This is a genomic window from Pseudescherichia vulneris NBRC 102420, assembly GCF_000759795.1.
In the GTDB taxonomy this organism is placed as follows: domain Bacteria; phylum Pseudomonadota; class Gammaproteobacteria; order Enterobacterales; family Enterobacteriaceae; genus Pseudescherichia; species Pseudescherichia vulneris.
In genome coordinates this window covers 13,149-38,850 of sequence record NZ_BBMZ01000005.1, presented here as the reverse complement: position 1 = coordinate 38,850, position 25,702 = coordinate 13,149, and the positions used below count along the sequence as shown (strand labels likewise).

Below are 25,702 nucleotides of genomic sequence, written 5' to 3'. Positions count from 1 at the left end.
CATTATGACGCTTCGTCTAACCAGACTAACAGAATCGCTTCCAGAATCTTTTCATTGGATGCGTTTGGTTCGTCATCAAAGTCGTCCAGTTCACAAATCCACTGGTGCATATCGGTAAAGCGCACGGTTTTCGGATCAAGATCCGGGTAAGCGTCATACAGCGCCTCGCCGATTTCACGGCTGTCACTCCACTTCAGGCCCATATCAATGCTCCCGCGCGTGGTTAATAGTATAACGCGGCATCTCGACCACCAGGTCTTCGTCGGTGACGCGAGCCTGACAGCTCAGACGGCTCTCCGGCTCCAGACCCCAGGCTTTATCCAGCATGTCGTCTTCGTCTTCGGTGCTCTCCGCCAGCGAGTCAAAGCCTTCACGCACGACGCAGTGGCAGGTGGTGCAGGCACAGGATTTTTCGCAGGCGTGTTCAATCTCAATGCCGTTACGCAGGGCAACGTCAAGAATGGTCTCACCGACATTCGCTTCCAGCACAGCGCCATCCGGACAGAGATCCTGATGGGGCAAAAATACAATCTTTGGCATATTAAACCTCGTCCACAGAGTGGCCCTTCAGCGCTTTACGAACCGACTGGTCCATGCGGCGTGCGGCAAACTCCTGGGTTTGTTTGTCTATATTTTTAATGGCTTGCTCTATGGCGTCAGCGTCATCGCCCTCGGCGGCTACACGCAGACGTGCAGCGGCGTCGTCAATAACCTGACGTTCTGCGGCGCTTAACAGCGCGGCATCGGTTCCGAGCGCGCTTTGCAGACTCTCCAGCACGCGCGCGGCCTCCACTTTCTGCTCTGCCAGCATTCGCGCTTTCACGTCTTCGCCAGCAAAGCTCATGGAGTCCTGGATCATGGTGGCGATTTCGCCGTCGGTCAGCCCGTAGGAGGGCTTAACCTGAATGGAGGCGGCCACGCCGGTGGATTTTTCCATGGCGGTGACGCTCAGCAGGCCGTCGGCGTCCACCTGGAAGGTCACGCGAATGTGCGCCCCGCCAGCAGGCAGCGCCGGAATGCCGCGCAGGGTAAAGCGACCCAGCGAGCGGCAGTCGGTGACCAGTTCACGCTCGCCCTGCATCACGTGGATCGACATGGCGGTCTGGCCATCTTTAAAGGTGGTGAACTCCTGGGCGCGCGCCACCGGAATGGTGGTGTTCCGCGGGATCACTTTCTCCACCAGCCCGCCCATGGTCTCCAGACCCAGCGACAGCGGGATCACGTCCAGCAGCAGCATTTCGCTGTCCGGCTTGTTGCCCACCAGAATATCGGCCTGAATGGCCGCGCCGATGGCAACAACCTTATCGGGATCGATGGTGGTCAGCGGCTGGCGACCAAAGAACTCGCCGACGCGATCGCGCACCAGCGGCACGCGAGTAGAGCCACCCACCATCACCACTTCCAGCACCTCGTCGGCCTCAACGCCTGCGTCTTTCAACGCCCGGCGGCAGGAGAGCAGCGTGCGTTTAACCAGGGAGGAGATGAGATCGTTGAATTCAGTGCGGGTGATGCTGCCCTGCCAGCCTGCCACGTCAACGTCGACGCTTTCGGCATCGCTGAGGGCGATTTTTGCGGCGATGGCAGCGTCCAGCAGCTGGCGCTGCAGGCGCGGATCCTGACGATCGCTGATGCCCGCCAGCTCGCGGATGCGATCCGCCAGCAGGTGGTCGAAGTCGTCACCGCCCAGCGCGGAGTCGCCGCCGGTGGCTAACACCTCAAATACCCCACGGCTCAGACGCAGGATAGAGATATCAAAGGTGCCGCCGCCCAGATCGTAAACGGCGATCACGCCCTCTTTGCCGGAGTCGAGGCCGTAGGCGATAGCTGCTGCCGTCGGCTCGTTAAGCAGGCGCAGAACGTGCAGGCCCGCCAGCCGCGCGGCGTCTTTGGTGCCCTGACGCTGGGCATCGTCAAAGTAGGCCGGGACGGTGATGACCACGCCGTCCAGCTCGCCTGCCAGCGCTTCAGTGGCACGAGCGGCCAGCGCCTTGAGGATATCGGCAGAGATGCGTACCGGGTTCAGCAGACCCGCAGCGGTGGCGATCATCGGCAGGCCGTTTTCACTCGCCTGCAGCTGATACGGCAGATGCGGGTAGCGCGCCTGGATGTCGGCCAGCGAGCGGCCCATCATGCGTTTAACCGAGCTAATGGTGTTAGCCGGATCGTTGACCGCATTGCTGCGCGCCTCAAAGCCTACCCGGTGGCCCTGCGGCTGATAGTGCACCACGGACGGCAACAGGTGACGCCCGTCGCTGTCCGGCAGCGTTTCTGCCTGGCCGCTACGCACGGTAGCCACCAGAGAGTGTGTTGTACCCAGATCAATGCCCGCCGCCAGACGACGCTGGTGCGGCGCGGCACTCATGCCCGGCTCACTAATTTGTAATAAGGCCATGTTTGCTTCCGAAATTTAAAAATCGAGCAGCTTTTCTTCGAGTTGTTCTGCTGTGCTGCGTAGTTTATCGAGAAAACGGAGTTTACGCACCGTCTCTGCGGCATCGCTCCACGACTCGCCATCAAGCTGCTCTACCAGGGTCTGGTGGCGCGAGGTAAACATCGCCGCCACGCGCTTCAAAAACGCCTCAAGCCGATCGGTATCGCGGGCCTGCTCAATCTCATCCAGCTCTTCACGCAGCTCAAGCTGCTCCATCAGGAAGACGGTGTCGCGGACGGTATGCTGCTCGCTGGCGAGGTCGAAACCGTGCAGGGAGAGCAGGTACTCGGCGCGCGGCAGCGGATGGCGCAGCGTCTGCCATGCCTGGTTGATGGTCGCAGAGTGTTGGACGGCGGCAAGCTGTTCAGCGGAGGTGCCGCTGGCAAACCGGTCGGGATGGTATTGACGTTGCAGATCCTGAAAGCGGGTAGCCAGCGCCTGAGTATCCAGATGATAGCTGGCGGGCAACCCAAAGAGGGTAAAGTAATCCATAACAGTCTCGGGGTTAGGCGGGTTAAAGCAAACCCCACCGCAGAGCAGTGGGGTTGAGTCGTTCAGGCGCGGTTAAACGTGGAAGCTTTCGCCGCAGCCGCACTCATCTTTCACGTTCGGGTTGGTAAACTTAAACCCTTCGTTGAGGCCCTCTTTTACGAAGTCCAGCTGAGTGCCGTTCAGGAACTGCAGGCTTTTGCCATCGACCACGACCTTAACACCTTTGTCTTCGAACACGGTATCTTCTGCCGCAGGCGCGTCAACAAATTCCAGCACGTAGGCCATACCCGAACAGCCGGAGGTTCTCACCCCCAGGCGCAGGCCAAACCCTTTACCCCGGTTGGCCAGGAAGCTATTTACTCGCGCGGCAGCACTGTCGCTAAGGGTAATCGACATACAAACCTCTGCTCGTTATTTCGCGTCACGCTTGCTTTTGTAGTCCGCAATCGCAGCTTTGATTGCATCTTCCGCCAGGATAGAACAGTGGATCTTAACCGGCGGCAGCTCCAGCTCATCGGCGATGTCGGTGTTCTTAATCGCCTGGGCTTCGTCCAGGGATTTACCTTTCACCCACTCGGTCACGAGGGAGCTGGAGGCGATCGCCGAGCCGCAGCCGTAGGTTTTAAAACGCGCGTCTTCGATGATGCCGTCGTTGTTCACTTTGATCTGCAGCTTCATGACGTCGCCACAGGCCGGTGCACCCACCATGCCGCTGCCAACGCTGGCATCGCTGTTGTCGAAAGAGCCAACGTTGCGCGGGTTTTCGTAGTGATCGATTACTTTTTCGCTATAAGCCATTTTAAATTCTCCTGATACCGCTACCGATTAATGATGAGACCATTCAATGCTGTTCAGATCCACGCCCTGTTTGAACATCTCCCACAGCGGAGAGAGGTCGCGCAGACGGCCAATGGAGTTGCGAACCAGATTGATGGTGTAGTCAATCTCTTCTTCGGTAGTGAAACGACCTAAAGAGAAACGAATAGAGCTGTGTGCCAGCTCGTCAGTCATACCCAGCGCGCGCAGCACGTAGGATGGCTCAAGGCTTGCAGAGGTACAGGCGGAACCGGAAGAGACCGCAAGATCCTTCAGCGCCATGATCAGCGACTCGCCTTCAACGTAGTTAAAGCTGACGTTGAGGATGTTCGGTGCGCCCTGCTCAAGATCGCCATTCAGATACACTTCTTCCATATCTTTCACGCCGTCCCACAGACGGTTACGCAGCGTACGCAGGCGTGCCATCTCGGTGTCCATCTCTTCTTTGGCGATGCGGTAGGCTTCACCCATGCCAACGATCTGGTGCACAGGCAGCGTACCGGAACGCATGCCGCGCTCGTGACCACCGCCGTGCATCTGCGCTTCGATACGAATACGCGGTTTACGACGCACGTACAGCGCGCCAATCCCTTTCGGACCGTAGATTTTGTGGCCGGAGAAGGACATCAGGTCAACTTTCAGCTGGCTCAGATCGATAGGCAGCTTGCCCACGCTCTGGGTTGCATCAACGTGGTAGATGATGCCGCGCGCACGGCAGAGTTCGCCGATGGTCGCGATATCTTGTACGACGCCGATCTCGTTGTTGACGTGCATGATGGAGACCAGAATGGTGTCGTCGCGCATGGCGGCTTCCAGCTCTTTCAGGTCGATAATGCCGTTGCTCTGCGGGGCGAGATAGGTCACTTCAAACCCTTCACGCTCCAGCTGACGGCAGGTATCCAGCACGGCTTTGTGTTCGGTTTTGCTGGTGATAATGTGCTTGCCTTTTTTCTGGTAGAAGTTGGCAGCACCTTTGATCGCCAGGTTGTCAGATTCGGTTGCACCGGAGGTGAAAACAATTTCACGCGGATCAGCGCCAACCAGCTCGGCAATCTGATTACGGGCGATATCTACCGCCTCTTCAGCATGCCAGCCAAAACGGTGTGAACGGGAAGCTGGGTTACCAAAGTTTCCGTCCAGGGTCAGACACTGCATCATTTTCTCGGCAACACGCGGATCCACCGGCGTGGTTGCGGAGTAGTCGAGATAGATCGGTAATTTCATTGCTCTATAGACTCCGTACATCGCTTCAATGCAAGGAACCAGGCAACCGGCTGGATGTACGGCCGACGTGGCGAAGCTGGCGCTCCGGCCTGGTTCATAAATCTTTTATGGTTTTATTACGCGCGCAGTTTGACGTCGATTGCGTCCTGCGCGCGGGTCGTGCGCTGTGTTTCCTGGCTGTGCTGGCGATCGGCAACGTCCATCACTTCCTGGTTATTGACCAATTCACCGAGGGTGATATTGTTCAGGAAGCCGGTCAGACGATCGCTCAGGTCACGCCACAGCGCGTGGGTCAGGCACTTATCGCCGCCCTGGCAGCCGCCTTTGCCCTGACAGCGGGTCGCGTCTACCGATTCGTCAACGGCGCTGATCACTTCGCCAACGGCGATGCTGTTGGCATCTTTACCTAACAGATAACCGCCGCCCGGACCGCGCACGCTGGCCACCAGGCCATTCTTACGCAGGCGGGAGAAGAGCTGCTCCAGATAAGAGAGGGAGATGCCCTGACGCTCGGAGATATCAGCCAACGGAACCGGGCCCGATTCAGAGTTGAGCGCAACGTCCAGCATTGCAGTAACGGCATAACGCCCTTTAGATGTCAGTCTCATGTCTTACTTAACCTCAAACTCGCCCCTGCCCGGGGTTGTCGTTATATAGATAGTTATAAAAACAGGTATAAATGGTCTGTTACATAGCAGGCGCAAGTGTGACATTCCCGACTAAAATGGTCAACTATTTACTTGACTGTTTTAGTCAGGTATTAGGCGTTTTGTGCGATGTCCTTAACGCCGGGTGGCGCTGCGCTTACCCGGCCTACAAAACCGTAGGCCCGCGCCAGCGAAGCGCCGCCGGGCAAAGCGGCACTGCTGTTATTTATTGTTCTTCTGCTCAATCGACGCCAGAATTCCGCGCAGGATGTTCAGCTCCTGGCTCTCTGGGCGCGCACGGGTAAAGAGTCGGCGCAGCTTGTTCATCACCTGTCCCGGATGATCGGGGCGGATAAAACCGGTCGCCAGCAGGGTCTGCTCAAGGTGGCCGTAGAAGCGCTCAAGGTCGTCCACCAACGGATAGGGTGTCTCTTCCTCTGCCGTTTCAGCGTCGGCTTCCTGCGCCGCCAGCCAGGCCATGCGCACCTCGTAGGCGATAACCTGCACCGCCATCGCCAGGTTCAGCGAGCTGTACTCCGGGTTCGCGGCAATGGCAACGTGATAATGGCACTTCTGCAGCTCTTCGTTGGTCAGGCCCACGCGCTCGCGGCCAAATACCAGCGCGACCGGTGCGTGCTGCCCTTCGCTGACGCTTTTCAGCCCGCACTCGCGCGGGTCGAGCATCGGCCACGGCAGCGTACGGGAGCGGGCGCTGGTGCCCACCACCAGGCTACAGCCCGCCAGCGCCTCGTCGAGGGTGTCGACAATCTGTGCGTTACCGATGACGTCGCTGGCCCCGGCGGCCAGGGCGATGGCCTGGGAGTCCGGCTTCACCAGCGGGTTAACCAGCCAAAGATTCGTTAAGCCCATGGTTTTCATGGCGCGGGCAACGGAGCCCATGTTGCCGGTGTGAGAGGTTTCAACCAGCACGATTCGTATATTTTGCAGCATAGTTTTTCAGCGTCTTAAGAATATTTGCGCATATTAGCATAAAGCAAAGACATAATCCGAACTCGCTGGTATACTCTGCGCCGTTTTCACCCCCGTTCTTTAACATCCAGTGAGAGATACCGATGCATCCAATGCTGACCATCGCCGTGCGCGCAGCGCGCAAGGCGGGTAATGTAATTGCCAAACACTACGAAACGCCAGACTCTGTTGAAACCAACCAGAAAGGCAGCAATGATTTCGTAACTAACGTTGATAAAGCCGCCGAGGCCGTGATTATCGACACTATCCGCAAATCTTACCCGCAACATACCATTATCACCGAAGAGTCCGGTGAACACGCAGGCGAAGATCAGGATGTGCAATGGGTTATCGATCCACTGGATGGCACCACCAACTTTATCAAGCGTCTGCCCCACTTCTCGGTCTCTATCGCCGTGCGCATTAAAGGCCGTACCGAAGTTGCCGTGGTTTACGATCCAATGCGTAACGAACTCTTCACCGCTACCCGTGGTCAGGGCGCACAGCTCAACGGCTACCGCCTGCGCGGCGGCACCGCTCGCGATCTGGATGGCACCATCCTGGCGACCGGTTTCCCGTTCAAAGCCAAACAGCATGCCCAGACCTACATCAAGATCGTCGGTAAACTGTTCACCGAGTGCGCGGACTTCCGCCGCACCGGCTCTGCCGCGCTGGATCTGGCCTACGTTGCCGCTGGCCGCGTAGACGGTTTCTTTGAGATCGGCCTGAAGCCGTGGGATTTCGCCGCAGGCGAGCTGCTGGTTCGTGAAGCGGGTGGCCTGGTGTGTGACTTCACCGGTAACCACAACTACATGATGAGCGGTAACCTCGTCGCCGGTAACCCGCGCGTGGTGAAAGCCATGCTGGCGAACATGCGTGACGAGCTGAGCGAAGCGCTGAAGCGTTAAGCATCGCTAACGCCGGATAGCGTAGCGCTATCCGGCGTTTTAAAACGGTCGTAGTCCCCTTCCCACCGGCACCGCACTGAGCCACATCACCACCGCCGCCGTTACCAGAATCACGCCTCCGGCCAAAGCCAGCGTTGACCACCCCACCTGCTGCCACAGCACCGGCGTTTTATTGCCGCCGAGCTTGACCGCCAGTCGCCGAAAGCTATACACCAGCAGCGCCAGGGAAGAGATGGTTAGCGACGTGCCTGCCGCCATTGCCATGGCCGATGCCATTCCCCAGCTAAACACCCCGATAACCTTACTGAACAGCAGGACCATGATCGCCCCGGAGCAGGGTCGCATCCCCATCGACAGAATAATCATCAGCCGGGCGCGCCAGTCATCGCCGCGCGTAAGCTGCTCCGGCGTGGGCAGATGCTGATGCCCGCAGCCGCAGTGGGCATCATGCACATGGTGTGGCGTAAAAGCGGTAAACGTCGGCCTGCGCAAGAGACGACGCAGCCTGTTCAGTGCCCGCCAGCAGAGCAGAAGTCCCAGCACGCCCACCAGGGCATAGCTCCCCTTCTCCAGCCAGTAGCTACTCACATGCAGCTGGCGAGCAGGCAGCTGGAGCAGAGTCAGAACCACGACCACCAGCACAATGGCTACCAGCCCCTGTAGCAGCGACGAGGCCAGGGTCAGGCCAATGCTCGACCTCAGTTTTGACGGATGAGTGGCAAGCCAGGTGGTTATTACCACTTTACCGTGGCCCGGCCCGAGAGCGTGCAGCACCCCATAGAGAAAGCTAAACAGCAGCAAGGCCCCACCCGCCCGGCTCGGATCTGCCGCCACGCCTTTTAATAGGGCGCTCATCTGCTGGTTAACCTCTCGCTGCCAGCCCGCGCTCTCCAGCATGATCCGGGGCCAGGCGTGCCACAGCTGCACCCCACCCACTACAGCACAGAGCAATAGCAGGGCCAGCGGCCAGAGCGCTCGCCAACGGGGCGCGCTTCTCACCGAACTTAGCATCATGCCTTGCACTCCAGGGTCACGGTCTGGGCAAACTGCTTGCCGAGATCCATATCCTCCGGCGGCGCATCCTCTTTATCCAGCGACTGTGCGAAGGCCAGGGTATCCTCCCCTGGCGTCGGCGTGTGCAGCTCTGCCTGACACTGCTTTTGCAGATCGGCAGAGAGCGTAATGTCACGCTCGCTCTGGTAGGTCATATCGACATAGTAGGTGGGATCGAAGGTGGAAAAGGTGTAGCGCTGCCCGGCCAACGGCTGCGGCGTGGCCAGCGGCAGGGTAAAGGTCAGCACCGCCTGGTGATCGACCCGCGACATGCCATAGTGCGTGGGTCGATTAAGAAACTTAACCCGCTGCCCGTTATGCCAGACCTCGGTAAAGTAGTGCTGTCCCAGCACGTTGGCCATCACCTCCGCCGCCAGCTTTTTCCATACCGGTGACTCCGGCCTGGCGTCACCCGCGTCATAGAGCAGATCGGCTGAAGTGATCTCATCCATCGTCCAGCGCATATCGAGAGCCACAAGCTGCCCGTCCGCCACTACCGGCTCGGTTTGCAAGCGAATAAAGCTATGGGGATGCGCCAGCGCGGGAAGCGATAAAAACGCGAAAACCAGCGCGCCAGCGTACGGTTTAACTGTTTGCATGTGTTCCTTACGAGAAAAATTCTGTGACGCCCCCCGGCATTCCTGAGGGAAAGCCCGACAGGAGGGCTTTCGCCGCCGTATCCTTTAGCTATTCTTATCGAAACCCCTAACTGGAATCCAGCAGATGACAACCGTAACGATACCGCCATCTGTGCTCTCCAGTTCACAACGCCGCTGTCATGTACTCCTAATGCTCGCCCTGCCAGGACAAACGGTGACACCAGATATACTCGGCAAGCTGAACAACGTGGACGGCACAATTACCCGGCAAGATATTGCCGATACGGGTCATGAGATCCAGCGCTACCACCGGCTGAACATTACCGCGCAGCAGGACGGCAGCTACCGCATTGAGGGCGCGGCTCTCGACCAGCGTCTCTGCCTCATCCACTGGCTCAAGCGCGCCATTCGTCTCTGCCCCAACTTTGTTAGCACTCACTTTACCCCGGCGCTAAAAAACGCGCTTAAGCAACAGGGTATCGCCAGAACATTGTATGACGATACTAACCTGCACGCCCTGATTAATCTCTGCTCCCGTCGCCTTGAGCGGCAGTTTGAACAGCGAGATATTCAGTTTCTGCGTCTCTATTTACAATACTGTCTGCTTGCGCACCAGCTTGGCTTTACGCCCGCGTTTGCACCGTTGCAGCAGGCCTGGGCCGAAGCGCGGGCAGAGTATCTGGTTGCCAATGAGATTATTCGCCACTGGCAGCGCCGGGTGATCCCCGTTCCCCACGTGAGCGAGCATCTTTTCCTGACGGTGCTGTTTATGCTGCTGCGCACGCCGGATCCGATCCACGACAGCCATCAGCAGGACACGCGGCTGCGGGGGGCTATCCACCAGACTATCGAGCGCTTTCGCGCCCTCTCCGGGATGGACTTTAGCGATGAGCAGGGCCTGACCGATCAGCTCTATATTCATCTGGCGCAGGCGCTGAACCGTAGCCTGTTTGGCATCGGGATCGATACCAGCCTGACGGAGGAGATTAATCTGCTCTACCCCCGGCTGATGCGTACCACCCGCGAGGCGCTGCTCTGTCTGGAGGAGGAGTACAACCTGTGCTTTACCCATGAGGAGGCGGGCCTGGTGGCGGTGATCTTTGGCGCATGGCTGATGCAGGAGAACGATCTGCACGAGAAGCAGGTGGTGCTGCTGACTGACGACGCGCCCGAGCGGGAACGCGCCATTGAGGAGCAGCTGCGGGAGCTGACGCTGCTGCCGCTGAATATCAAGTATCTGCCGCTCGCCACCTTCCAGCAGGAGGGGGCCCCGCGTGAGGCCGCCCTGATTGTGACGCCTTACGTAACGCCGCTGCCGCTCTTCTCTGCCCCGCTGATCCATGCGGTGATGACCCTGAGCGAGCAGCAGCAGTTACATATTCGTGACATGCTGGAGTCTTAGGTCCGGGCGGTAACGCCGGGCCGGACAAACAGCGCGGGCAGCGCGACCATCGCCATCACCCAGAATACGCCCTGATGCAGATGCTGGAACAGGAAGCCGGCAAAGATGGTCATTACCGCGATGCTGCCCCCCATCGCCACCGCCGAGTAGACGGCCTGCAGGCGGATCACCTCGCTTCCCTGGCGGGCAGCGATATAGCGCATCGCCGCCAGGTGGCAGACGGTAAAGGTTCCACAGTGCAGCACCTGCACCACCAGCAGCCATGGCAGCGCCGTGGTCCAGCCCATCAACGTCCAGCGCACTATGCCGCATACCGCTGACAGCAGGAGCAGATCCCGGGCGCTCCAGCGGCGGAACAGGCGGTTGCTCAGCGCGAAGATAATCACCTCCGCGACAACGCCCAGAGACCAGAGATAGCCAACCGTTGAGGCAGAGTAACCCGCCTCCTGCCAGTAGATGGCGCTAAAGCCGTAGTAGGCAGCGTGCGCCCCCTGTAGCAGCGAGACACAGGCCAGAAAGCGCCCGTTCTGGCCGATCAGGCTCCGCCACGCGGGCCAGCCAGCGGCGGCCTGCGCCCGACGCTCCCCGATCGGCATCACCGACGGGCGCAGCAGCATCCCGAGCAGCATGGATATTGTCCCCAGAGTCAGCATCGCCAGGATCGCCCGGTAGTCGAAGAGGCTCACCAGCTTGCCAGTCAGCGCCGAGCCGATCACAAAGGCGATCGATCCCCACAGGCGTACCCGGCCATAGTCCATGACGATCTGCTTTTGCCAGGTGTTAGCCAGCGCGTCGGTGAGCGGCACCAGCGGCGAGAAGAAGAGGTTAAAGCCGATGATGATCGCCATCAGCCAGCCAACGTGGTTGCCAGCCCAGAAGGCCAGGGCAAACAACAGCGTCAGCAGAGCCAGCACGCGCAGGGCGAACACCAGCCGGGAGGGATCGGTGACCCGAGGGGCAATGGTCAGGCTGCCGAGAAAGCGGGCGACCAGCCCTGCCCCGAGCAGCAGGCCGATGGTTTCCGGCGTCAGGCCGGTACCCTTGAGCCAAACGCTCCAGAAAGGTAAAAAGATGCCGTAGCTGAAAAAGTAGGTAAAGTAGCTCAGCGCCAGCCAGCGCGTGGAATGCAAAACCATGAATCCCTCCCGTTTTGGAGGCGTTAGTCTGGCGTTAAAACCCCGCTGGTGCAAGCAAACCCGAAACACCTATGCCGTTTGCCGAAGCGTGAATTTGCTTGTCTCGATTCAGTTCACATATTTGCAACTTAACGCGCGATGAAAAAGGGTAAAGCGACCAGAAACCACACCCCACTTAAGTTAAATGATAATAAAATGTTAAATAAAAGTTATAGAATAATCATTTTTTAACACGTATAGCCATTGATAACGTAATGACATTATTGATATTTAACTTAATTTTAACCTAAAATTATCTATAAATTTACATTTTCGTGCGCAGATCACAATTCACATTTCTGCGATACGTTTCCCCTTCCCTTCATTGCTAATCTTCCCTCCGTGACATGCCTCGGTCCCTAAAAAAGGTAGAACTATGAAATTCAAACTCGCATTGCTCAGCGCAGCCCTGATTTCTGCATGCATGGTGTCCGGTACGTCGGTTGCAGCGGAGAAGTATGAAATTGCCGTGGTCGCCAAGGTGACCGGCATTCCGTGGTTTAACCGTATGGAAACCGGCGTCAACGAAGCGGCGAAAAAGCTTGACGTTAACGCCTACCAGACCGGCCCCTCTACGCCGGATCCGGCCCAGCAGGTGAAGGTGATTGAGGATCTGATCGCCAAAAACGTTAACGCCATTATCGTGGTGCCTAACGACGCTAAGGTGCTGGAGCCGGTGCTGAAAAAAGCTCGCGATAAAGGCATTGTGGTGCTGACCCATGAGTCACCGGATCAGCAGATTGGTCAGTGGGATATTGAAACCATCGACAGCGAGAAGTATGCGCAGGCCAACGTCGATGAGCTGGCGAAAGATATGGGCGGCAAAGGCGGCTACGCCATTTACGTTGGCTCCCTGACGGTGCCGCTGCATAACGCCTGGGCCGATTACGCCATTAAATATCAGAAAGAGAAATACCCGGACATGTTTGAGGTGACGTCTCGCCTGCCGGTGGCCGAGAGCATCGACAAATCCTACTCCACGACTCTGGACCTGATGAAAACCTATCCGCAGATGAAAGGGGTGATCGGCTTCGGCTCACTCGGTCCTATCGGTGCAGGTCAGGCGGTGCAGAAGAAGCGTGCGAAAGAGAAAGTGGCCGTAGTGGGTATCGCCATGCCAGCCCAGGCTGCACCTTACCTGATGCGCGGCGATATCAAGAAAGCGCTGCTGTGGGATCCGAAAGATGCAGGCTATGCGCTGGTGACCGTTGCCGACCAGCTGCTGAAGGGTAAAGAAGTGACGTCCGATCTGACCATCGATGGTTTAGGGAAAGCCGATGTCGACATGGAGAAGAAAGTGATCCGCTTTAACAAGATCCTCGAAGTCACCAAAGATAACGCACAGTCGCTCGGTTTCTAAGGCTCTCCGCCTACACCAGGGAACCTCAACGCCGGCCGTCTGGCCGGCACACTCGTACAGAATGACTTAAGCGCCCACACGGGCGCTCGCAGGGGTATTGTCCATGGCCGACACCACCGCATTTATCACTCTTGAGAATATCAGCAAGCAATTCCCGGGCGTGCTGGCGCTGGATAACGTGAACCTGACGCTACAGAAAGGCGAAGTTCACTGTCTGGCAGGGCAGAACGGCTGCGGTAAGAGCACCATTATTAAAGTGATCTCTGGCGTCTATCACCCGGAAAAAGGGGCGCAGATCCAGCTCGATGGCAAACTGTTCCACCACCTTACACCGCAGCTCTCCGCCCACTACGGCATTCAGGTTATATACCAGGATCTCTCCCTGTTTCCCAACTTCAGCGTGGCGGAGAACATTGCCGTTAACCGCTATCTGCCGGGCGGCGACGTCTGGGTACGGCGCGGTGCAATGCGCAAGCAGGCGCTGGCGGCAATGCAGCGCATCGGCGTCAGCATCGATCCCGATAAAAAAGTCGAGAAGCTCTCTATTGCCGACCGTCAGCTGGTGGCGATCTGCCGCGCTATCGCCGCCGACGCCCGGCTGGTGATTATGGATGAGCCTACCGCCTCCCTCACCCGCCAGGAGGTTAACGGCCTGCTGCGGGTGGTCAACGAACTGAAAGCCGCCGGGATCTGCGTGGTCTTCGTCAGCCACCGTCTCGATGAAGTGATGGAAGTTGCGGATCGCATCAGCGTCATGCGCGACGGCAAGCTAGTGGGGACCTACCCGGCGAGCCAGCTCGACAGCCACGAGCTGGCGTTCCTGATGACCGGCCAGCGTTTCCACTACAGTCCTCTGCCGGAAAAACCATCCGCCGATCAGGAGCCGATGCTGGAGCTGCGTAACCTCAGCCGCCGGGGCAAATACCAGAACATCAACCTGTCGCTGCGCAGCGGCGAGATTGTCTCTATCGTTGGCCTGCTGGGTGCCGGGCGAACCGAGCTGTGTCTGAGCCTGTTCGGCATGACCCACCCGGAGAGCGGAGAGATGCGCATCAACGGCAAGCCGGTCACCCTGCGCAATAACCATGATGCCATTAAGCATGGGATCGGCTACGTCTCAGAGGATCGCCTGACTCAAGGGCTGATCATGGAGCAGTCGATCTACGACAACACCATCGTCACGGTATTCGACAAGCTGCACACGCGCGGTGGCCTGCTGGATCACGGCAAGGCGAAAAAGCTGGTGGCCGATCTGATCCGCAACCTGAATATCAAAGTCTCCGATCCGCATCTGCCGGTGAAAACCCTCTCCGGCGGCAATGCGCAGCGGATCGCCATTGCGAAGTGGGTGGCGACGGATCCACGCATCCTGATCCTCGACTCCCCCACCGTTGGGGTGGATATCGCTAATAAAGAGGGTATCTACCAGATTGCCCGCGACCTGGCGGAACAGGGGATGGCGGTGCTGATGATCTGCGATGAGATCCCGGAAGCCTATTACAACAGCCACCGCGTGCTGGTTATGCGCCGCGGCAAGCTGGTCGCAGAGTTTAATCCGCATCGCTGTACGGAACAGGAGATTGCTGAAGTGGTTGAGGTGATCCATGAATAACAGACTTTCCCGCCTGGTCGGGCAACATGAGTTCTGGCTTGGGCTGCTGGTGGTGGCGCTGGCGGTCGGGCTGAGCATCAGCACCGACGAGTTCTTCTCGCTGGGCAACCTGACGGACGTTGCCACCAGCTACGCGATCCTCGGGATCCTCGCCTGCGGCCTGTTCGTGGTGCTGATCTCCGGCGGGATCGACATCTCCTTCCCGGCCATGACCGCCATTGCCCAGTATGCAATGGCAAGCTGGGTGATCGCCCACGGCGGCAACTTTGCCCTGGCGTTGATCATCGCGATGGCTGTCGGCCTGCTGCTCGGGTTGATCAACGGTTTCCTGGTCTACTGGCTGCGGGTACCGGCGATTATCATCACCATCGCGACGCTCAACGTCTACTACGGCCTGCTGGTTTATGCCACCAAAGGCACCTGGCTGTATGGCTTCCCTGACTGGTTTATGAACGGCATCAACTGGCTGTCGTTCACCGCCGCCGACGGCTATGACTATGGCCTTACCCTGCCCCTGCTCTGCCTGGCGGCGGTCATTATCTTCACCGCCGTACTGATGAACTTTACCCGCCTTGGCCGCCAGATTTACGCCATGGGCGGCAACCGCGACGCGGCCTCACGTCTGGGGCTGAATCTGGTGAAGCTCCACTTCTACGTCTACGGCTACATGGGCATTCTCGCCGGGGTCGCCGCCGTGGTGCAGGCGCAGATCACCCAGTCCGTTGCCCCCAACTCGCTGCTCGGTTATGAGCTGACGGTGCTGGCGGCGGTAGTACTGGGCGGAACCAGCATGAGCGGCGGGCGCGGCACCTTAACCGGCACGCTGCTTGGGGTGGTGCTGCTGGCGTTTCTGCAAAACGGCCTGACGCTGCTGAGCGTCTCCTCTTACTGGCATACCGTATTCAGCGGCGTCATTATCCTGGTCAGCATTAGCGCCACGGCCTGGAATGAAAAACGCAAACTCGCAAGGGAGCTTTGAGATGAAAGCAATCGCACGACTCTTACCCGGTGATGCCATCATCCGCCTGCAGTGCGTGATCATTATCGTCGTTGCCGTGGTCTTCTCGGCACTGCTGGGCAGCCGCTTCTTCAGCGTCGCTAACTTCCAGTCCATCACCTCGCAGCTGCCGATCCTCGGCATGCTGGCGCTGGGAATGGGCATCACCATGCTTACCGGCGGCATTAACCTGTCGATTATCGCTGGCGCTAACGCCTGCTCGCTGGTGATGGCGGCGGTGATCGTCAGCCATCCCGATAATCCGCTGTTTCTGGCGCTGGCCCTGCTGGCTGGCGCGGCGGTAGCGGTGGCGATCGGCACGCTGAACGGGGCGCTGATCGCCTGGGTGGGGGTATCGCCTATCCTCGCCACGCTCGGCACCATGACGCTGATCTCCGGCCTCAATATTCTGCTCTCTAACGGGACGGTGATCTCCGGCTTCCCGGCAGCGATCCAGTTCCTGGGCAATGCCACCGTGGTGGGCATCCCCGTGGCGCTGCTGCTCTTTTTATTGGTGGCGGTGCTGCTGTGGGTTCTGCTGGAGCACACCACCCTCGGACGTAGCCTCTACCTGGTAGGCTCCAACGAGCAGGCCACGCGCTACAGCGGCGTGAATACCGTCCGCGTGCAGATTGCGGTGTATGTCATCTCCGCCCTGCTCGGCTGGGTTGCCGCCATTTTAATGATGGCGAAATTTAACTCGGCAAAGGCGGGCTATGGCGAATCCTATCTGCTGGTGACCATTCTCGCCTCGGTGCTGGGCGGCATTAACCCCGACGGCGGATTTGGCCGCATCGTCGGCCTGGTGCTGGCCCTCATCGTGCTGCAGATGCTGGAAAGTGGCTTTAATCTGCTGGGGATCAGCAGCTATCTGACGATGGCGCTGTGGGGTGCCGTGCTGATCCTCTTTATCGCATTACAGAATCGTAAAGCCTGATGTCAGGAGAACAAATTATGGCGAGTTACTTCATTGGTGTGGACGTAGGCACAGGGAGCGCCCGGGCGGGCGTGTTTGATCTAAACGGCAGAATGGTCAGCCAGGCCAGCCGGGCCATTGAAATGTATCGTCCGCAGGCTGATTTCGTTGAGCAGTCCTCCGACAATATCTGGCAGATGGTGTGCAACGCGGTGCGCGATGCGGTTAACCAGGCAGACATCAATCCCATTCAGGTGAAAGGCCTGGGGTTCGACGCCACCTGCTCGCTGGTGGTGCTGGATAAAGAGGGTAAGCCGCTGACCATCAGCCCCTCCGGGCGCAGCGAGCAGAACATTATCGTCTGGATGGATCACCGCGCCATTACCCAGGCCGATCGCATCAACGCCCTGCACCACCGGGTGCTGGACTACGTCGGCGGGATTATCTCGCCCGAGATGCAGACCCCGAAGCTGCTGTGGCTGAAGCAGCACATGCCGAATACCTGGGCTAACGCGGGCTACTATTTTGACCTGCCGGATTTCCTGACCTGGCGGGCCACGGATGACGATACGCGCTCGCTCTGCTCCACCGTCTGCAAATGGACCTACATGGGCCACGAGGATAAATGGGACGGGAGCTACTTCCGCCAGATTGGGCTGGAGGATCTCCTTGAGCACGATGCGGAGAAAATTGGCCGCTACGTTAAAACCATGGGCGAACCGCTCGGCCACGGCCTGACGCAGCGCGCCGCCAGCGAGATGGGGCTGATCCCCGGCACCGCGGTGAGCGTATCGATTATCGATGCCCACGCGGGCACCCTCGGCACCTTGGGAGCCAGCGGCGTCTCTGGCGAAGTGGCGGATTTCGATCGCCGCGTGGCGCTGATTGGTGGCACCTCGACAGGCCATATGGCGATCTCTCAGCAGCCGCGCTTTATCGGCGGCGTCTGGGGGCCTTACTACTCGGCGGTGCTGCCGGACTACTGGCTTAACGAAGGCGGCCAGTCGGCGACCGGGGCGCTGATCGATCATATTATTCAGTCTCACCCCTGCTATGAAACCCTGCTGGCGCAGGCGAAAACCCAGGGGCAGACCATCTATGAAGTACTTAACGCCCTGCTGCGCAAGATGGCCGGCGAGCCGGAGGATATCGCTTTCCTGACCCGCGATATTCATATTCTGCCCTACTTCCACGGCAACCGCTCGCCGCGTGCTAACCCGACGTTAACCGGGGTGATTAGTGGTCTGAAGCTCTCCCGCACGCCGGAGGATATGGCCCTGCACTATCTGGCGACCATCCAGGCGATTGCCCTCGGTACGCGGCACATTATTGAGACTATGAATCAGACTGGCTACACCATCGACACTATTATGGCCAGCGGCGGCGGCACCAAGAACCCGATCTTTGTTCAGGAGCACGCCAACGCCACCGGCTGCGCCATGCTGCTGCCGGAAGAGAGCGAAGCGATGCTGCTCGGCGGCGCGATGATGGGTACCCTTGCGGCGGGCGTATTCGAAACCTTCCCGGAGGCGATGTCGGCCATGAGCCGGATCGGTAAGACCGTCACGCCGCAGACCAACAAGATCAAGCAGTACTATGACCGCAAGTACAAGGTGTTCCATGCGATGTATGAAGATCACATGAAGTACCGCCAGCTGATGCAGGAGGGAGCATGAGTTCATCGTGGCAGCATGCAACCGCCGCCTGGGGTATCTATAGCGAAGCGCTGGCCGGACTCGGTCAGCACCTCAGCGAGCCGCAGTGGGAGGCGCTGCTGGCTGAACTGCGCGGCTGCAAAGGCAAAATTGTGGTAACGGGTGTGGGCACTTCCGGCATCGCGGCGCGTAAGATTGCCCATATGCTGGCCTGCGTGGAGCGCCCGGCGATCTACCTGAACGCTACCGACGCGGCCCACGGCGATCTGGGTTTTTTACGCGCCGACGACCTGATGATCATGCTCTCGCGCGGGGGTAACTCCGACGAGCTGACGCGGCTCCTGCCAGGGCTGGCGTCCCGCAGCGTGCCGCTGGTCAGCGTGACCGAGAACGCCGATTCAGCGATTGCCCACGCCTCCCGGCTGGTGATCTCTACCGGCGTGCGGCGTGAGATCGATCCATTGAACATGCTGGCAACCACCTCCATCGTGCTGGCGCTGGCGATTTTCGATGCCGCCTGCGCCTGCCTGATGAGCGAGAGTGGGTATTCGAAAGAGAGCCTGCTGGCAGTGCATCCCGGCGGCGACGTGGGCGTTACGCTGCGCAGCGAGCGGTAATCAATAAAAAAGGCCGCATCAGCGGCCTTTGTTCATATCAAAGACGGATTATGCATAAACCGGGAAGCGAGCGCAGATAGCCAGCACTTTCTGTTTAGTGCTTTCAATGACCGCTTCGTCGTTGATGTTGTCCAGAACGTCACACATCCAGCCAGCCAGCTCTTTCACTTCCGCTTCTTTAAAGCCGCGGCGAGTTACAGCCGGAGAACCGATACGGATACCGGAGGTCACAAACGGGCTCTTCGGATCGTTTGGCACGCTGTTTTTGTTCACGGTGATGTTGGCGCGGCCCAGGGCAGCGTCAGCTTCTTTACCGGTCAGGTTCTTATCAACCAGATCCAGCAGGAACAGGTGGTTTTCAGTACCGCCAGACACCACTTTGTAGCCACGGTTCAGGAACACCTCTACCATCGCTTTGGCGTTTTTGGCAACCTGCTGCTGGTAAACCTTGAACTCTGGCTCCATCGCTTCTTTCAGCGCAACTGCTTTTGCCGCGATAACGTGCATCAGCGGGCCGCCCTGCGCGCTTGGGAACACAGCGGAGTTCAGTTTTTTGTACAGCTCTTCATCACCGCCTTTGGCAAGGATCAGACCGCCACGCGGGCCCGCCAGGGTTTTGTGGGTGGTGGTGGTTACGACGTGTGCATGCGGAACCGGGTTCGGGTAAACGTCTGCGGCAATCAGACCCGCAACGTGCGCCATATCAACGAACAGGTAAGCACCGATGCTGTCTGCGATTTCACGCATTTTTGCCCAGTCGACCACGCCGGAGTAAGCCGAGAAGCCACCGATGATCATCTTCGGCTTGTGCTCTTTAGCCTGCTTCGCCATGTCTTCGTAATCAATTTTACCGGACTCATCAATACCGTAAGGGATGATGTTGTACAGTTTGCCGGAGAAGTTAACCGGGGAGCCGTGAGTCAGGTGACCACCCTGCGCCAGGTTCATACCCAGAACGGTATCGCCCGGTTGCAGCAGCGCGGTGTAGACCGCGAAGTTAGCCTGGGAGCCAGAGTGCGGCTGAACGTTAGCGTAGTCTGCGCCAAACAGCGCTTTGGCACGATCGATAGCCAGCTGCTCAACCACGTCGACGTATTCGCAGCCACCGTAGTAGCGTTTGCCCGGATAGCCTTCGGCATATTTGTTGGTCAGCTGAGAACCCTGAGCCTGCATAACGCGCGGGCTGGTGTAGTTTTCGGAGGCGATCAGCTCAATGTGCTCTTCCTGACGTACTTTCTCTTGCTCCATCGCCTGCCACAGTTCGGCATCATAATCGGCAATGTTCATTTCACGCTTTAACATCCGCATCTCCTGACTCAGCTAACGGTAATTTTCAATGGCCCTCAGGGCAACGGCGTCCAGTATAACCGATCCATTTTCTGATAACAGGTCTTGACATGGGTTTTTACGCAAACGATTGGCTCCGCGTGGCGCAAGGGTTTGTTGTCCAAGCGCCCCTCTCTGTAATCACGATTTCTTTTCAGGTTTATCGTGCAAATATTTCATGACATTCCAACGTAACGGAAATACGCTATTAACCATTTACAATATAGGGTAACTTTTATAAGATGCATTTAAAATACAACTTATAGAAATAATCAATAAGGAAAAGGCAATGCTCGATGCTCAAACTATCGCAACCGTAAAATCCACTATTCCTCTGCTTGTCGAGACCGGCCCGAAGCTGACGGCGCACTTCTATGACCGTATGTTTAAGCATAATCCGGAGCTGAAAGAGATTTTCAACATGAGCAACCAGCGCAACGGCGACCAGCGCGAAGCGCTGTTTAACGCCATTGCCGCCTATGCCAGCAATCTTGAGAATCTCCCGGCGCTGCTGCCTGCGGTAGAAAAGATCGCGCAGAAGCACACCAGCTTCCAGATCAAACCTGACCAGTACAACATCGTCGGTGAACATCTGCTGGCGACCCTTGATGAGCTGTATAGCCCAGGGCAGGAGGTGCTGGAGGCGTGGGGCAAAGCCTACGGCGTGCTGGCGGGCGTGTTTATCAACCGCGAAGCCGAGCTGTATGAAGCGCACGCTACCCAGCCCGGCGGCTGGGAAGGCACTCGCGCTTTCCGCATCGTGGCGAAAACGCCACGCAGCGCACTGATCACCAGCATTGAATTCGAGCCGGTCGACGGCCAGCCGGTGGCCGAGTATCGCCCAGGCCAGTATCTCGCCGTCTGGCTGAAACCGGAAGGTTTTCCGCACCAGGAGATCCGCCAGTACTCTCTGACCCGCAAGGCCGATGGGAAAGGGTATCGTATCGCCGTGAAGCGTGAGCAAGGCGGTCAGGTTTCCAACTGGCTGCACGATGAAGCGCGCGTGGGCGATGTGGTTCAGCTGGCTTCTCCGGCAGGTGACTTCTTTCTCGACGTCCCGCCGCAGGCCCCGGTAACGCTGATCTCCGCTGGCGTAGGACAGACCCCGATGCTGGCCATGCTGGATACCCTCGCCAGCGCGCAGCATCCAGGCCAGGTAAACTGGTTCCATGCGGCAGAGAGCGGCGAGGTGCACGCCTTTGAAGATGAAGTTGCCGCCCTGGGCAGCACGTTGCCGCACTTCCAGGCGCATACCTGGTATCGTATTCCCACTGAGGCAGATCGCAGCGCAGCACGCTTTAATAGCGAAGGGCTGATGGATTTGAGCAAGCTGGAGGGGGCGTTTAGCGATCCGACGATGCAGTGCTATCTCTGCGGGCCGGTAGCCTTTATGCAGTTCGCGGCGAAACAGCTGATTGCGCTTGGGGTTGATGCCGATCGCATCCACTACGAGTGCTTTGGTCCGCACAAGGTTCTCTAAGATCTCGCTTACCCCGGCCCGCGCAATGGGGGCTGGGGTAAGCCTGCGGACTAGTTAGATAGCCGCGTCGTCCTCTTCGCCGGTACGAATACGTACTACGCGCGCTACGTCGAAAACGAAAATTTTACCGTCGCCGATTTTCCCGGTCTGCGCCGTGCGGATAATGGTATCCACGCAGGTGTCAACGATATCGTCAGTCACCACGATCTCAATTTTTACCTTTGGCAGAAAATCCACCATGTACTCCGCGCCACGGTACAGCTCGGTGTGCCCCTTCTGGCGACCGAAGCCTTTCACCTCGGTGACGGTCATCCCGGTAATGCCGACCTCAGCCAGCGCTTCACGCACATCATCCAGCTTGAAAGGTTTAATAATCGCATCAATCTTTTTCACGGTGATCCCCTAATTCTTTTGCCTGTCAGCAGCGTCGTAATCGATTGCTCACACTACCATATTTCACGCCCGTGTGCGGCCTACTCTTTAAAGTCGTTAGCGTCCAGCTCGTGACGCGAAAGCAGCTTATAAAACTCGGTGCGGTTACGCCCGGCCATGCGCGCTGCGTGGGTCACGTTGCCCTTGGTGATCTGCAGCAGCTTGCGCAGATAGTTAAGCTCAAACTGGTTGCGGGCGTCGGCAAAGGTCGGCAGGGCGGTGTTCTCGCCCTCCAGCGCCTGCTCCACCAGCGCATCGCTGATCACCGGCGAGGAGGTGAGCGCCACGCACTGCTCAATGACGTTGACCAGCTGGCGCACGTTGCCTGGCCAGGAGGCGGTCATCAGGCGCTTCATGGCGTCGGTAGAGAAGGCCCGCACAAACGGCTTATGTCGGCTGGCCGACTGGCGCAGCAGATGGTTGGCCAGCAGGGGAATATCCTCCGCCCGCTCCACCAGCGCCGGGATCTTCAGGCTGACCACGTTCAGGCGGTAGAAGAGATCCTCGCGAAATTCACCCCGCTCCATGGCCTTAGGCAGATCCCGGTGGGTGGCAGAGATGATCCGCACGTTGATATCGATATCGCGATTGCTGCCCAGCGGACGTACCTTGCGCTCCTGCAATACGCGCAGCAGCTTGACCTGCAGTGGGATAGGCATATCGCCAATCTCATCGAGAAACAGCGTGCCGCCCTCTGCCGCCTGGAACAGCCCTTCCCGGCTGCTGACCGCACCGGTAAACGCCCCGCGCGCGTGACCAAACAGCTCCGACTCCAGCAGCTGCTCTGGCAGCGCGCCGCAGTTGATGGCAATAAAGGCATTTTTGCCGCGCGGGCTGGCGTTGTGGATCGCCTGAGCAAGGATCTCCTTGCCGGTTCCGCTCTGGCCGCTGATCAGTACGCTAACGTCGGACTGGGCCACCATGTGGGCCTGCTCCAGCAGGCGCAGCATCACCGGGCTACGGGTGATGATATTCTCCCGCCACGCCTCGTCGCTGGCCGGAGCCGCATGCTCCAGGGCGTCGTCAATAGCTTTATAGAGCGCGTCTTTGTCCACCGGCTTGGTGAGAAAGCCAAACACGCCCCGCTGGGTGGCAGCAACGGCGTCAGGAATCGAGCCGTGGGCGGTAAGGATGATCACCGGCATGCCCGGCTGGACGCGCTGGATCTCGGCAAACAGCTGCATACCGTCCATCTCATCCATCCGCAGATCGCTGATCACCAGATCGACCTTCTCCCGGGCCAGCACGCGCAGGCCCTCCTGGCCGCTTTCGGCGGTTACTACGCTATAGCCTTCGCTGGTCAGGCGCAGGCCCAGCAGCTTCAGCAGGCCGGGATCGTCATCCACCAGCAGCAGATGGGCAGGTTTACGCGGCGTCATCATGGCTTCACCTCTTCCTGTTGGGCATCCGGCTGGGCCGGGCGGGTGCTGTCGGGGAGCTCCGCCCCGCCAGGTTTACGCGTCGAGAGCCGCCGCTCAATGTCGGTTAAGTTCTCCAGCTTACGTGAAGTGGTTTCCAGCTCCTCGCGCAGATGCTGCTGCTGCTGACGTAACGCCTCCAGATCGCTGTCCCGCGACTGCTGAAGCTTGGCATAGCGTGAGCGCTCCTCCGCCAGCTGGAGCTGCGTCGCCTGACCGTCGCGCCACACCTGGAACAGCGTCCGGACCTGCATCGGCAGCTGCGGGCTGAGGGTGTCCATCCGCGTGGTAAAGGCGCGTCTCTCAAGCGGGGTAATTTTGGCATTGGCCAGCAGAATGCCGCGCTTAAAGGTTGCCTGCCAGGTATCATCCGGCCAGCGTCTGGCTTCGGCGCGCGCCATCACCGGCGACAGACGCTCCGCGCAGTCCATGCCGCGCAGCCAGTAGAGCGGATTCGACTCAACGGCCTGCCCGGTTAGCGACCAGACGTTATCACAGGGTGTTGACATAAAATCGGCCAGCTGGTGCTGGGGAAGCTTCTCCTGCTGAACTTTATTTACCGGCTTAAGGGGGGCGTCAGGTGCGCAGCCCGCCAGCAGCAGGCAGGCTAAGCCAACAGGCAACGCGGAATGCTGCGAAATCATTTTCACAACGCGACTCAAAATATGCGACATAGTTACCTGATATAGATTCATTTAGCTTTTATCCGATCCAGCCAGCGGCAGCTCAATACGAAAACAGACGCCCGATTCATCGCCGGCGACCAGCTGCAGTTCACCCTGCATGCGCAGAATACAGTCCCTGGCGATGCTCAGACCCAGCCCGCTGCCTTTTACCGCGCCTTTTCGCTGGTGGCTTCCCTGGTAGAAAGGTTCGAAAATCATCTCCCGCTCGGCCTGCGGAATAGGTGTACCGGTATTGGTGACCTCTATACGCAAGCGCGTGCCGTGCGGATAGCTACGAATAAGAATGTTACCGGATTCAGTGCCATAGTGCACCGCGTTAGAGTAGAGATTGTCCAGCACGCTCAGTAAAAGCACCGGCTCTGCCAGGCAGCTCTCCGCCTTCAGCGCGACCTCCGTATGCATCATTTTAGCCCGTGCCGGTAAACTGTGAGCGGAGATCACCGTCTCGATCAGCGGCGCAATGGCCACCGTCTCCAGCTCTACCGCGCCATCGGCCAGCTTGCGGTTGTAGTCCAGCAGCTGCTCGATCAGCTTTTGCAGATTGCGGCTGCTGCCGTCCAGAATCTCGACCACCTCTTTTTGCTCCGCCGTGAGCGGCCCGACTACCTCGTCGGCCAGCAGCTCCGTGCCTTCCCGCATGCTGGCCAGAGGGGTTTTCAGCTCGTGGGAGATATGGCGCAGAAACTGATGGCGCTGGGACTCCAGCCACGCCAGACGCTCGCTGAGCCAGATGATGCGCTCGCCAACGGAGCGCAGCTCGCGCGGCCCCTTAAAGGCCACCCGGCTGTTCAGCGACTGCCCTGCCCCCAGCCGGTTGATCATGCGCTCAATCCCCTTCACCGGGCCGATGATCATGCGGGTAAAGAGCAGCACCAGCACGAGGCTGACCAGAAACAGCAGCAGCGCCTGCCAGCCAAAGAACTGACCCCGGGCGGCAATCTCCTGCTGAAGCTGCTGCCCACGGTTAAACACCACCTTGCGGGTGGTTTGCACCATCTCGGTATTGGCGGCAGCGAAGGCTTCAAGGCTGGTGGAGGCCGCCTGCGTGGGGCCGCTGTTGTGGCACTGCAGCTGGGCAAGGGCGTTCAGATCCTCCCGCAGCGCCTGGGAGAGTCGCTCATCCGGCAGCACGTCAGCATGCGCGTCAAGCATGTCGCTGTAGCGTTTGCGCTGGCTCTGGTAAACCCGCGCCAGGGTGGGATCGTCAAGCACGCAGTACTGCCGGTAGCTGCGTTCCATCTCCAGCGCCGCGTTGGTCATTGCCTCGCTGCGCCGGGCGTCGATAAGCGTGGTTCGGTTGGTGCGCGCCGCCTGGGCGCTGAGCGTGTTCAGGCTTTGCCACGCCTGCCAGGCCAGCACCAACAGCGGCAGCAGAACCAGCAAGAACGCCATAATGACAAGCTGTCGCAGGGAGCGGGGAAATGCAGGCCAGCGTTTCAACGCGTTACTCTCGTTAGAAAGGATGTACCGGAATGCTAGCTGAGGAT

General features: G+C 58.8%; 26 protein-coding genes. 9 read left to right on the top strand and 17 right to left on the bottom strand.

Features of this window, described 5'->3' with window-relative positions; all coding sequences use genetic code 11:
* Nucleotides 1-2 precede the first annotated feature (2 nt).
* The 9 genes from iscX to trmJ all read right to left on the bottom strand — a co-directional run bounded on the left by iscX (nucleotide 3) and on the right by trmJ (nucleotide 6,561).
* Nucleotides 3-203: a Fe-S cluster assembly protein IscX gene (gene iscX / locus EV102420_RS03685; protein WP_042389051.1), complete on the bottom strand. Its 201-nt coding sequence runs from the start codon at nucleotides 201-203 to the stop codon at nucleotides 3-5.
* Between the two features lies 1 nt (nucleotide 204).
* Nucleotides 205-540, bottom strand: a complete 336-nt coding sequence (gene fdx, locus EV102420_RS03680) for an ISC system 2Fe-2S type ferredoxin (RefSeq protein WP_034459208.1) — start codon at nucleotides 538-540, stop codon at nucleotides 205-207.
* A gap of 1 nt (nucleotide 541) precedes the next feature.
* Nucleotides 542-2,392, bottom strand: coding sequence for a Fe-S protein assembly chaperone HscA (gene hscA, locus EV102420_RS03675; RefSeq protein WP_042389048.1), 1,851 nt, complete (start codon nucleotides 2,390-2,392; stop codon nucleotides 542-544).
* 15 nt (nucleotides 2,393-2,407) lie between these two features.
* Nucleotides 2,408-2,923, bottom strand: a complete 516-nt coding sequence (hscB, locus tag EV102420_RS03670) for a co-chaperone HscB (protein WP_042389046.1) — start codon at nucleotides 2,921-2,923, stop codon at nucleotides 2,408-2,410.
* A 72-nt stretch (nucleotides 2,924-2,995) separates the two neighbouring features.
* Nucleotides 2,996-3,319, bottom strand: coding sequence for an iron-sulfur cluster assembly protein IscA (iscA, locus tag EV102420_RS03665; RefSeq protein WP_042389045.1), 324 nt, complete (start codon nucleotides 3,317-3,319; stop codon nucleotides 2,996-2,998).
* Between the two features lie 15 nt (nucleotides 3,320-3,334).
* Complete coding sequence (gene iscU, locus EV102420_RS03660) at nucleotides 3,335-3,721, bottom strand: Fe-S cluster assembly scaffold IscU (protein WP_042389043.1); 387 nt, start codon at nucleotides 3,719-3,721, stop codon at nucleotides 3,335-3,337.
* A gap of 27 nt (nucleotides 3,722-3,748) precedes the next feature.
* A complete protein-coding gene (iscS, locus tag EV102420_RS03655; protein WP_042389040.1) occupies nucleotides 3,749-4,963 on the bottom strand; it encodes a cysteine desulfurase in 1,215 nt (404 codons plus the stop codon).
* A gap of 116 nt (nucleotides 4,964-5,079) precedes the next feature.
* Nucleotides 5,080-5,571, bottom strand: coding sequence for a Fe-S cluster assembly transcriptional regulator IscR (gene iscR / locus EV102420_RS03650; protein WP_042389039.1), 492 nt, complete (start codon nucleotides 5,569-5,571; stop codon nucleotides 5,080-5,082).
* A 261-nt stretch (nucleotides 5,572-5,832) separates the two neighbouring features.
* Complete coding sequence (gene trmJ, locus EV102420_RS03645; protein ID WP_042389035.1) at nucleotides 5,833-6,561, bottom strand: tRNA (cytosine(32)/uridine(32)-2'-O)-methyltransferase TrmJ; 729 nt, start codon at nucleotides 6,559-6,561, stop codon at nucleotides 5,833-5,835.
* Nucleotides 6,562-6,683: 122 nt separating this feature from the next.
* On the opposite strand from trmJ, the gene suhB reads away from it, so the two are divergent.
* Entirely contained in the window at nucleotides 6,684-7,487 is an 804-nt protein-coding gene (gene suhB, locus EV102420_RS03640; RefSeq protein ID WP_042389033.1) for an inositol-1-monophosphatase, read from the top strand.
* A gap of 39 nt (nucleotides 7,488-7,526) precedes the next feature.
* Here the strand turns inward: suhB and EV102420_RS03635 are convergent, their stop codons facing one another.
* Both EV102420_RS03635 and EV102420_RS03630 read right to left on the bottom strand, forming a co-directional pair.
* Nucleotides 7,527-8,501: a nickel/cobalt transporter gene (locus EV102420_RS03635; RefSeq protein ID WP_042389030.1), complete on the bottom strand. Its 975-nt coding sequence runs from the start codon at nucleotides 8,499-8,501 to the stop codon at nucleotides 7,527-7,529.
* Nucleotides 8,498-9,139, bottom strand: coding sequence for a DUF1007 family protein (locus EV102420_RS03630; protein ID WP_042389028.1), 642 nt, complete (start codon nucleotides 9,137-9,139; stop codon nucleotides 8,498-8,500). The genes EV102420_RS03635 and EV102420_RS03630 overlap by 4 nt, the downstream gene beginning before the upstream one ends.
* A 124-nt stretch (nucleotides 9,140-9,263) precedes the next feature.
* Here EV102420_RS03630 and csiE point away from each other — a divergent pair, with 124 nt between their 5' ends.
* Nucleotides 9,264-10,541, top strand: coding sequence for a stationary phase inducible protein CsiE (csiE, locus tag EV102420_RS03625; protein ID WP_042389025.1), 1,278 nt, complete (start codon nucleotides 9,264-9,266; stop codon nucleotides 10,539-10,541).
* On the opposite strand, the gene EV102420_RS03620 is transcribed toward csiE, so the two are convergent.
* Entirely contained in the window at nucleotides 10,538-11,677 is a 1,140-nt protein-coding gene (locus tag EV102420_RS03620; protein WP_042389022.1) for a 3-phenylpropionate MFS transporter, read from the bottom strand. The two genes, csiE and EV102420_RS03620, sit on opposite strands and share 4 nt — an antisense overlap.
* A 415-nt stretch (nucleotides 11,678-12,092) precedes the next feature.
* Between EV102420_RS03620 and EV102420_RS03615 the strand changes: the two genes are divergently transcribed.
* The 6 genes from EV102420_RS03615 (at nucleotide 12,093) to EV102420_RS03590 (ending at nucleotide 18,873) form a co-directional block, all read left to right on the top strand.
* Nucleotides 12,093-13,076 carry an autoinducer 2 ABC transporter substrate-binding protein gene (locus EV102420_RS03615; protein WP_042389020.1) on the top strand — a complete coding sequence of 328 codons (984 nt, stop codon included), beginning with the start codon at nucleotides 12,093-12,095 and terminating at the stop codon, nucleotides 13,074-13,076.
* Between the two features lie 103 nt (nucleotides 13,077-13,179).
* Nucleotides 13,180-14,688, top strand: a complete 1,509-nt coding sequence (locus tag EV102420_RS03610; RefSeq protein ID WP_042389018.1) for a sugar ABC transporter ATP-binding protein — start codon at nucleotides 13,180-13,182, stop codon at nucleotides 14,686-14,688.
* Nucleotides 14,681-15,667: an ABC transporter permease gene (locus tag EV102420_RS03605; protein ID WP_042389017.1), complete on the top strand. Its 987-nt coding sequence runs from the start codon at nucleotides 14,681-14,683 to the stop codon at nucleotides 15,665-15,667. Before EV102420_RS03610 ends, EV102420_RS03605 begins: the two co-directional genes overlap by 8 nt.
* 1 nt (nucleotide 15,668) lies before the next feature.
* Nucleotides 15,669-16,622, top strand: a complete 954-nt coding sequence (locus EV102420_RS03600; protein ID WP_042389016.1) for an ABC transporter permease — start codon at nucleotides 15,669-15,671, stop codon at nucleotides 16,620-16,622.
* A gap of 17 nt (nucleotides 16,623-16,639) precedes the next feature.
* Nucleotides 16,640-18,277 carry an FGGY-family carbohydrate kinase gene (locus tag EV102420_RS03595; protein WP_042389014.1) on the top strand — a complete coding sequence of 546 codons (1,638 nt, stop codon included), beginning with the start codon at nucleotides 16,640-16,642 and terminating at the stop codon, nucleotides 18,275-18,277.
* Nucleotides 18,274-18,873: a KpsF/GutQ family sugar-phosphate isomerase gene (locus EV102420_RS03590; RefSeq protein ID WP_042389013.1), complete on the top strand. Its 600-nt coding sequence runs from the start codon at nucleotides 18,274-18,276 to the stop codon at nucleotides 18,871-18,873. The genes EV102420_RS03595 and EV102420_RS03590 overlap by 4 nt, the downstream gene beginning before the upstream one ends.
* Before the next feature lie 48 nt (nucleotides 18,874-18,921).
* Here the strand turns inward: EV102420_RS03590 and glyA are convergent, their stop codons facing one another.
* Entirely contained in the window at nucleotides 18,922-20,175 is a 1,254-nt protein-coding gene (glyA, locus tag EV102420_RS03585; RefSeq protein ID WP_042389011.1) for a serine hydroxymethyltransferase, read from the bottom strand.
* 313 nt (nucleotides 20,176-20,488) lie between these two features.
* Here glyA and hmpA point away from each other — a divergent pair, with 313 nt between their 5' ends.
* Nucleotides 20,489-21,679, top strand: a complete 1,191-nt coding sequence (hmpA, locus tag EV102420_RS03580; RefSeq protein ID WP_042389009.1) for an NO-inducible flavohemoprotein — start codon at nucleotides 20,489-20,491, stop codon at nucleotides 21,677-21,679.
* A 54-nt stretch (nucleotides 21,680-21,733) separates the two neighbouring features.
* Here the strand turns inward: hmpA and glnB are convergent, their stop codons facing one another.
* From glnB to qseE, 4 genes are all read right to left on the bottom strand, one after another.
* Nucleotides 21,734-22,072: a nitrogen regulatory protein P-II gene (glnB, locus tag EV102420_RS03575; RefSeq protein ID WP_002438074.1), complete on the bottom strand. Its 339-nt coding sequence runs from the start codon at nucleotides 22,070-22,072 to the stop codon at nucleotides 21,734-21,736.
* A gap of 80 nt (nucleotides 22,073-22,152) precedes the next feature.
* The gene (gene glrR / locus EV102420_RS03570) at nucleotides 22,153-23,490 is read right to left on the bottom strand and encodes a two-component system response regulator GlrR (protein WP_042389117.1); all 1,338 of its coding nucleotides are present in this window, start codon (nucleotides 23,488-23,490) and stop codon (nucleotides 22,153-22,155) included.
* Nucleotides 23,490-24,224 (bottom strand): two-component system QseEF-associated lipoprotein QseG, encoded by a 735-nt coding sequence (qseG, locus tag EV102420_RS03565; RefSeq protein WP_042389004.1) that lies wholly within the window; start codon nucleotides 24,222-24,224, stop codon nucleotides 23,490-23,492. Before qseG ends, glrR begins: the two co-directional genes overlap by 1 nt.
* Complete coding sequence (gene qseE / locus EV102420_RS03560; protein WP_042388996.1) at nucleotides 24,225-25,655, bottom strand: two component system sensor histidine kinase QseE/GlrK; 1,431 nt, start codon at nucleotides 25,653-25,655, stop codon at nucleotides 24,225-24,227.
* Nucleotides 25,656-25,702: the final 47 nt, after the last annotated feature.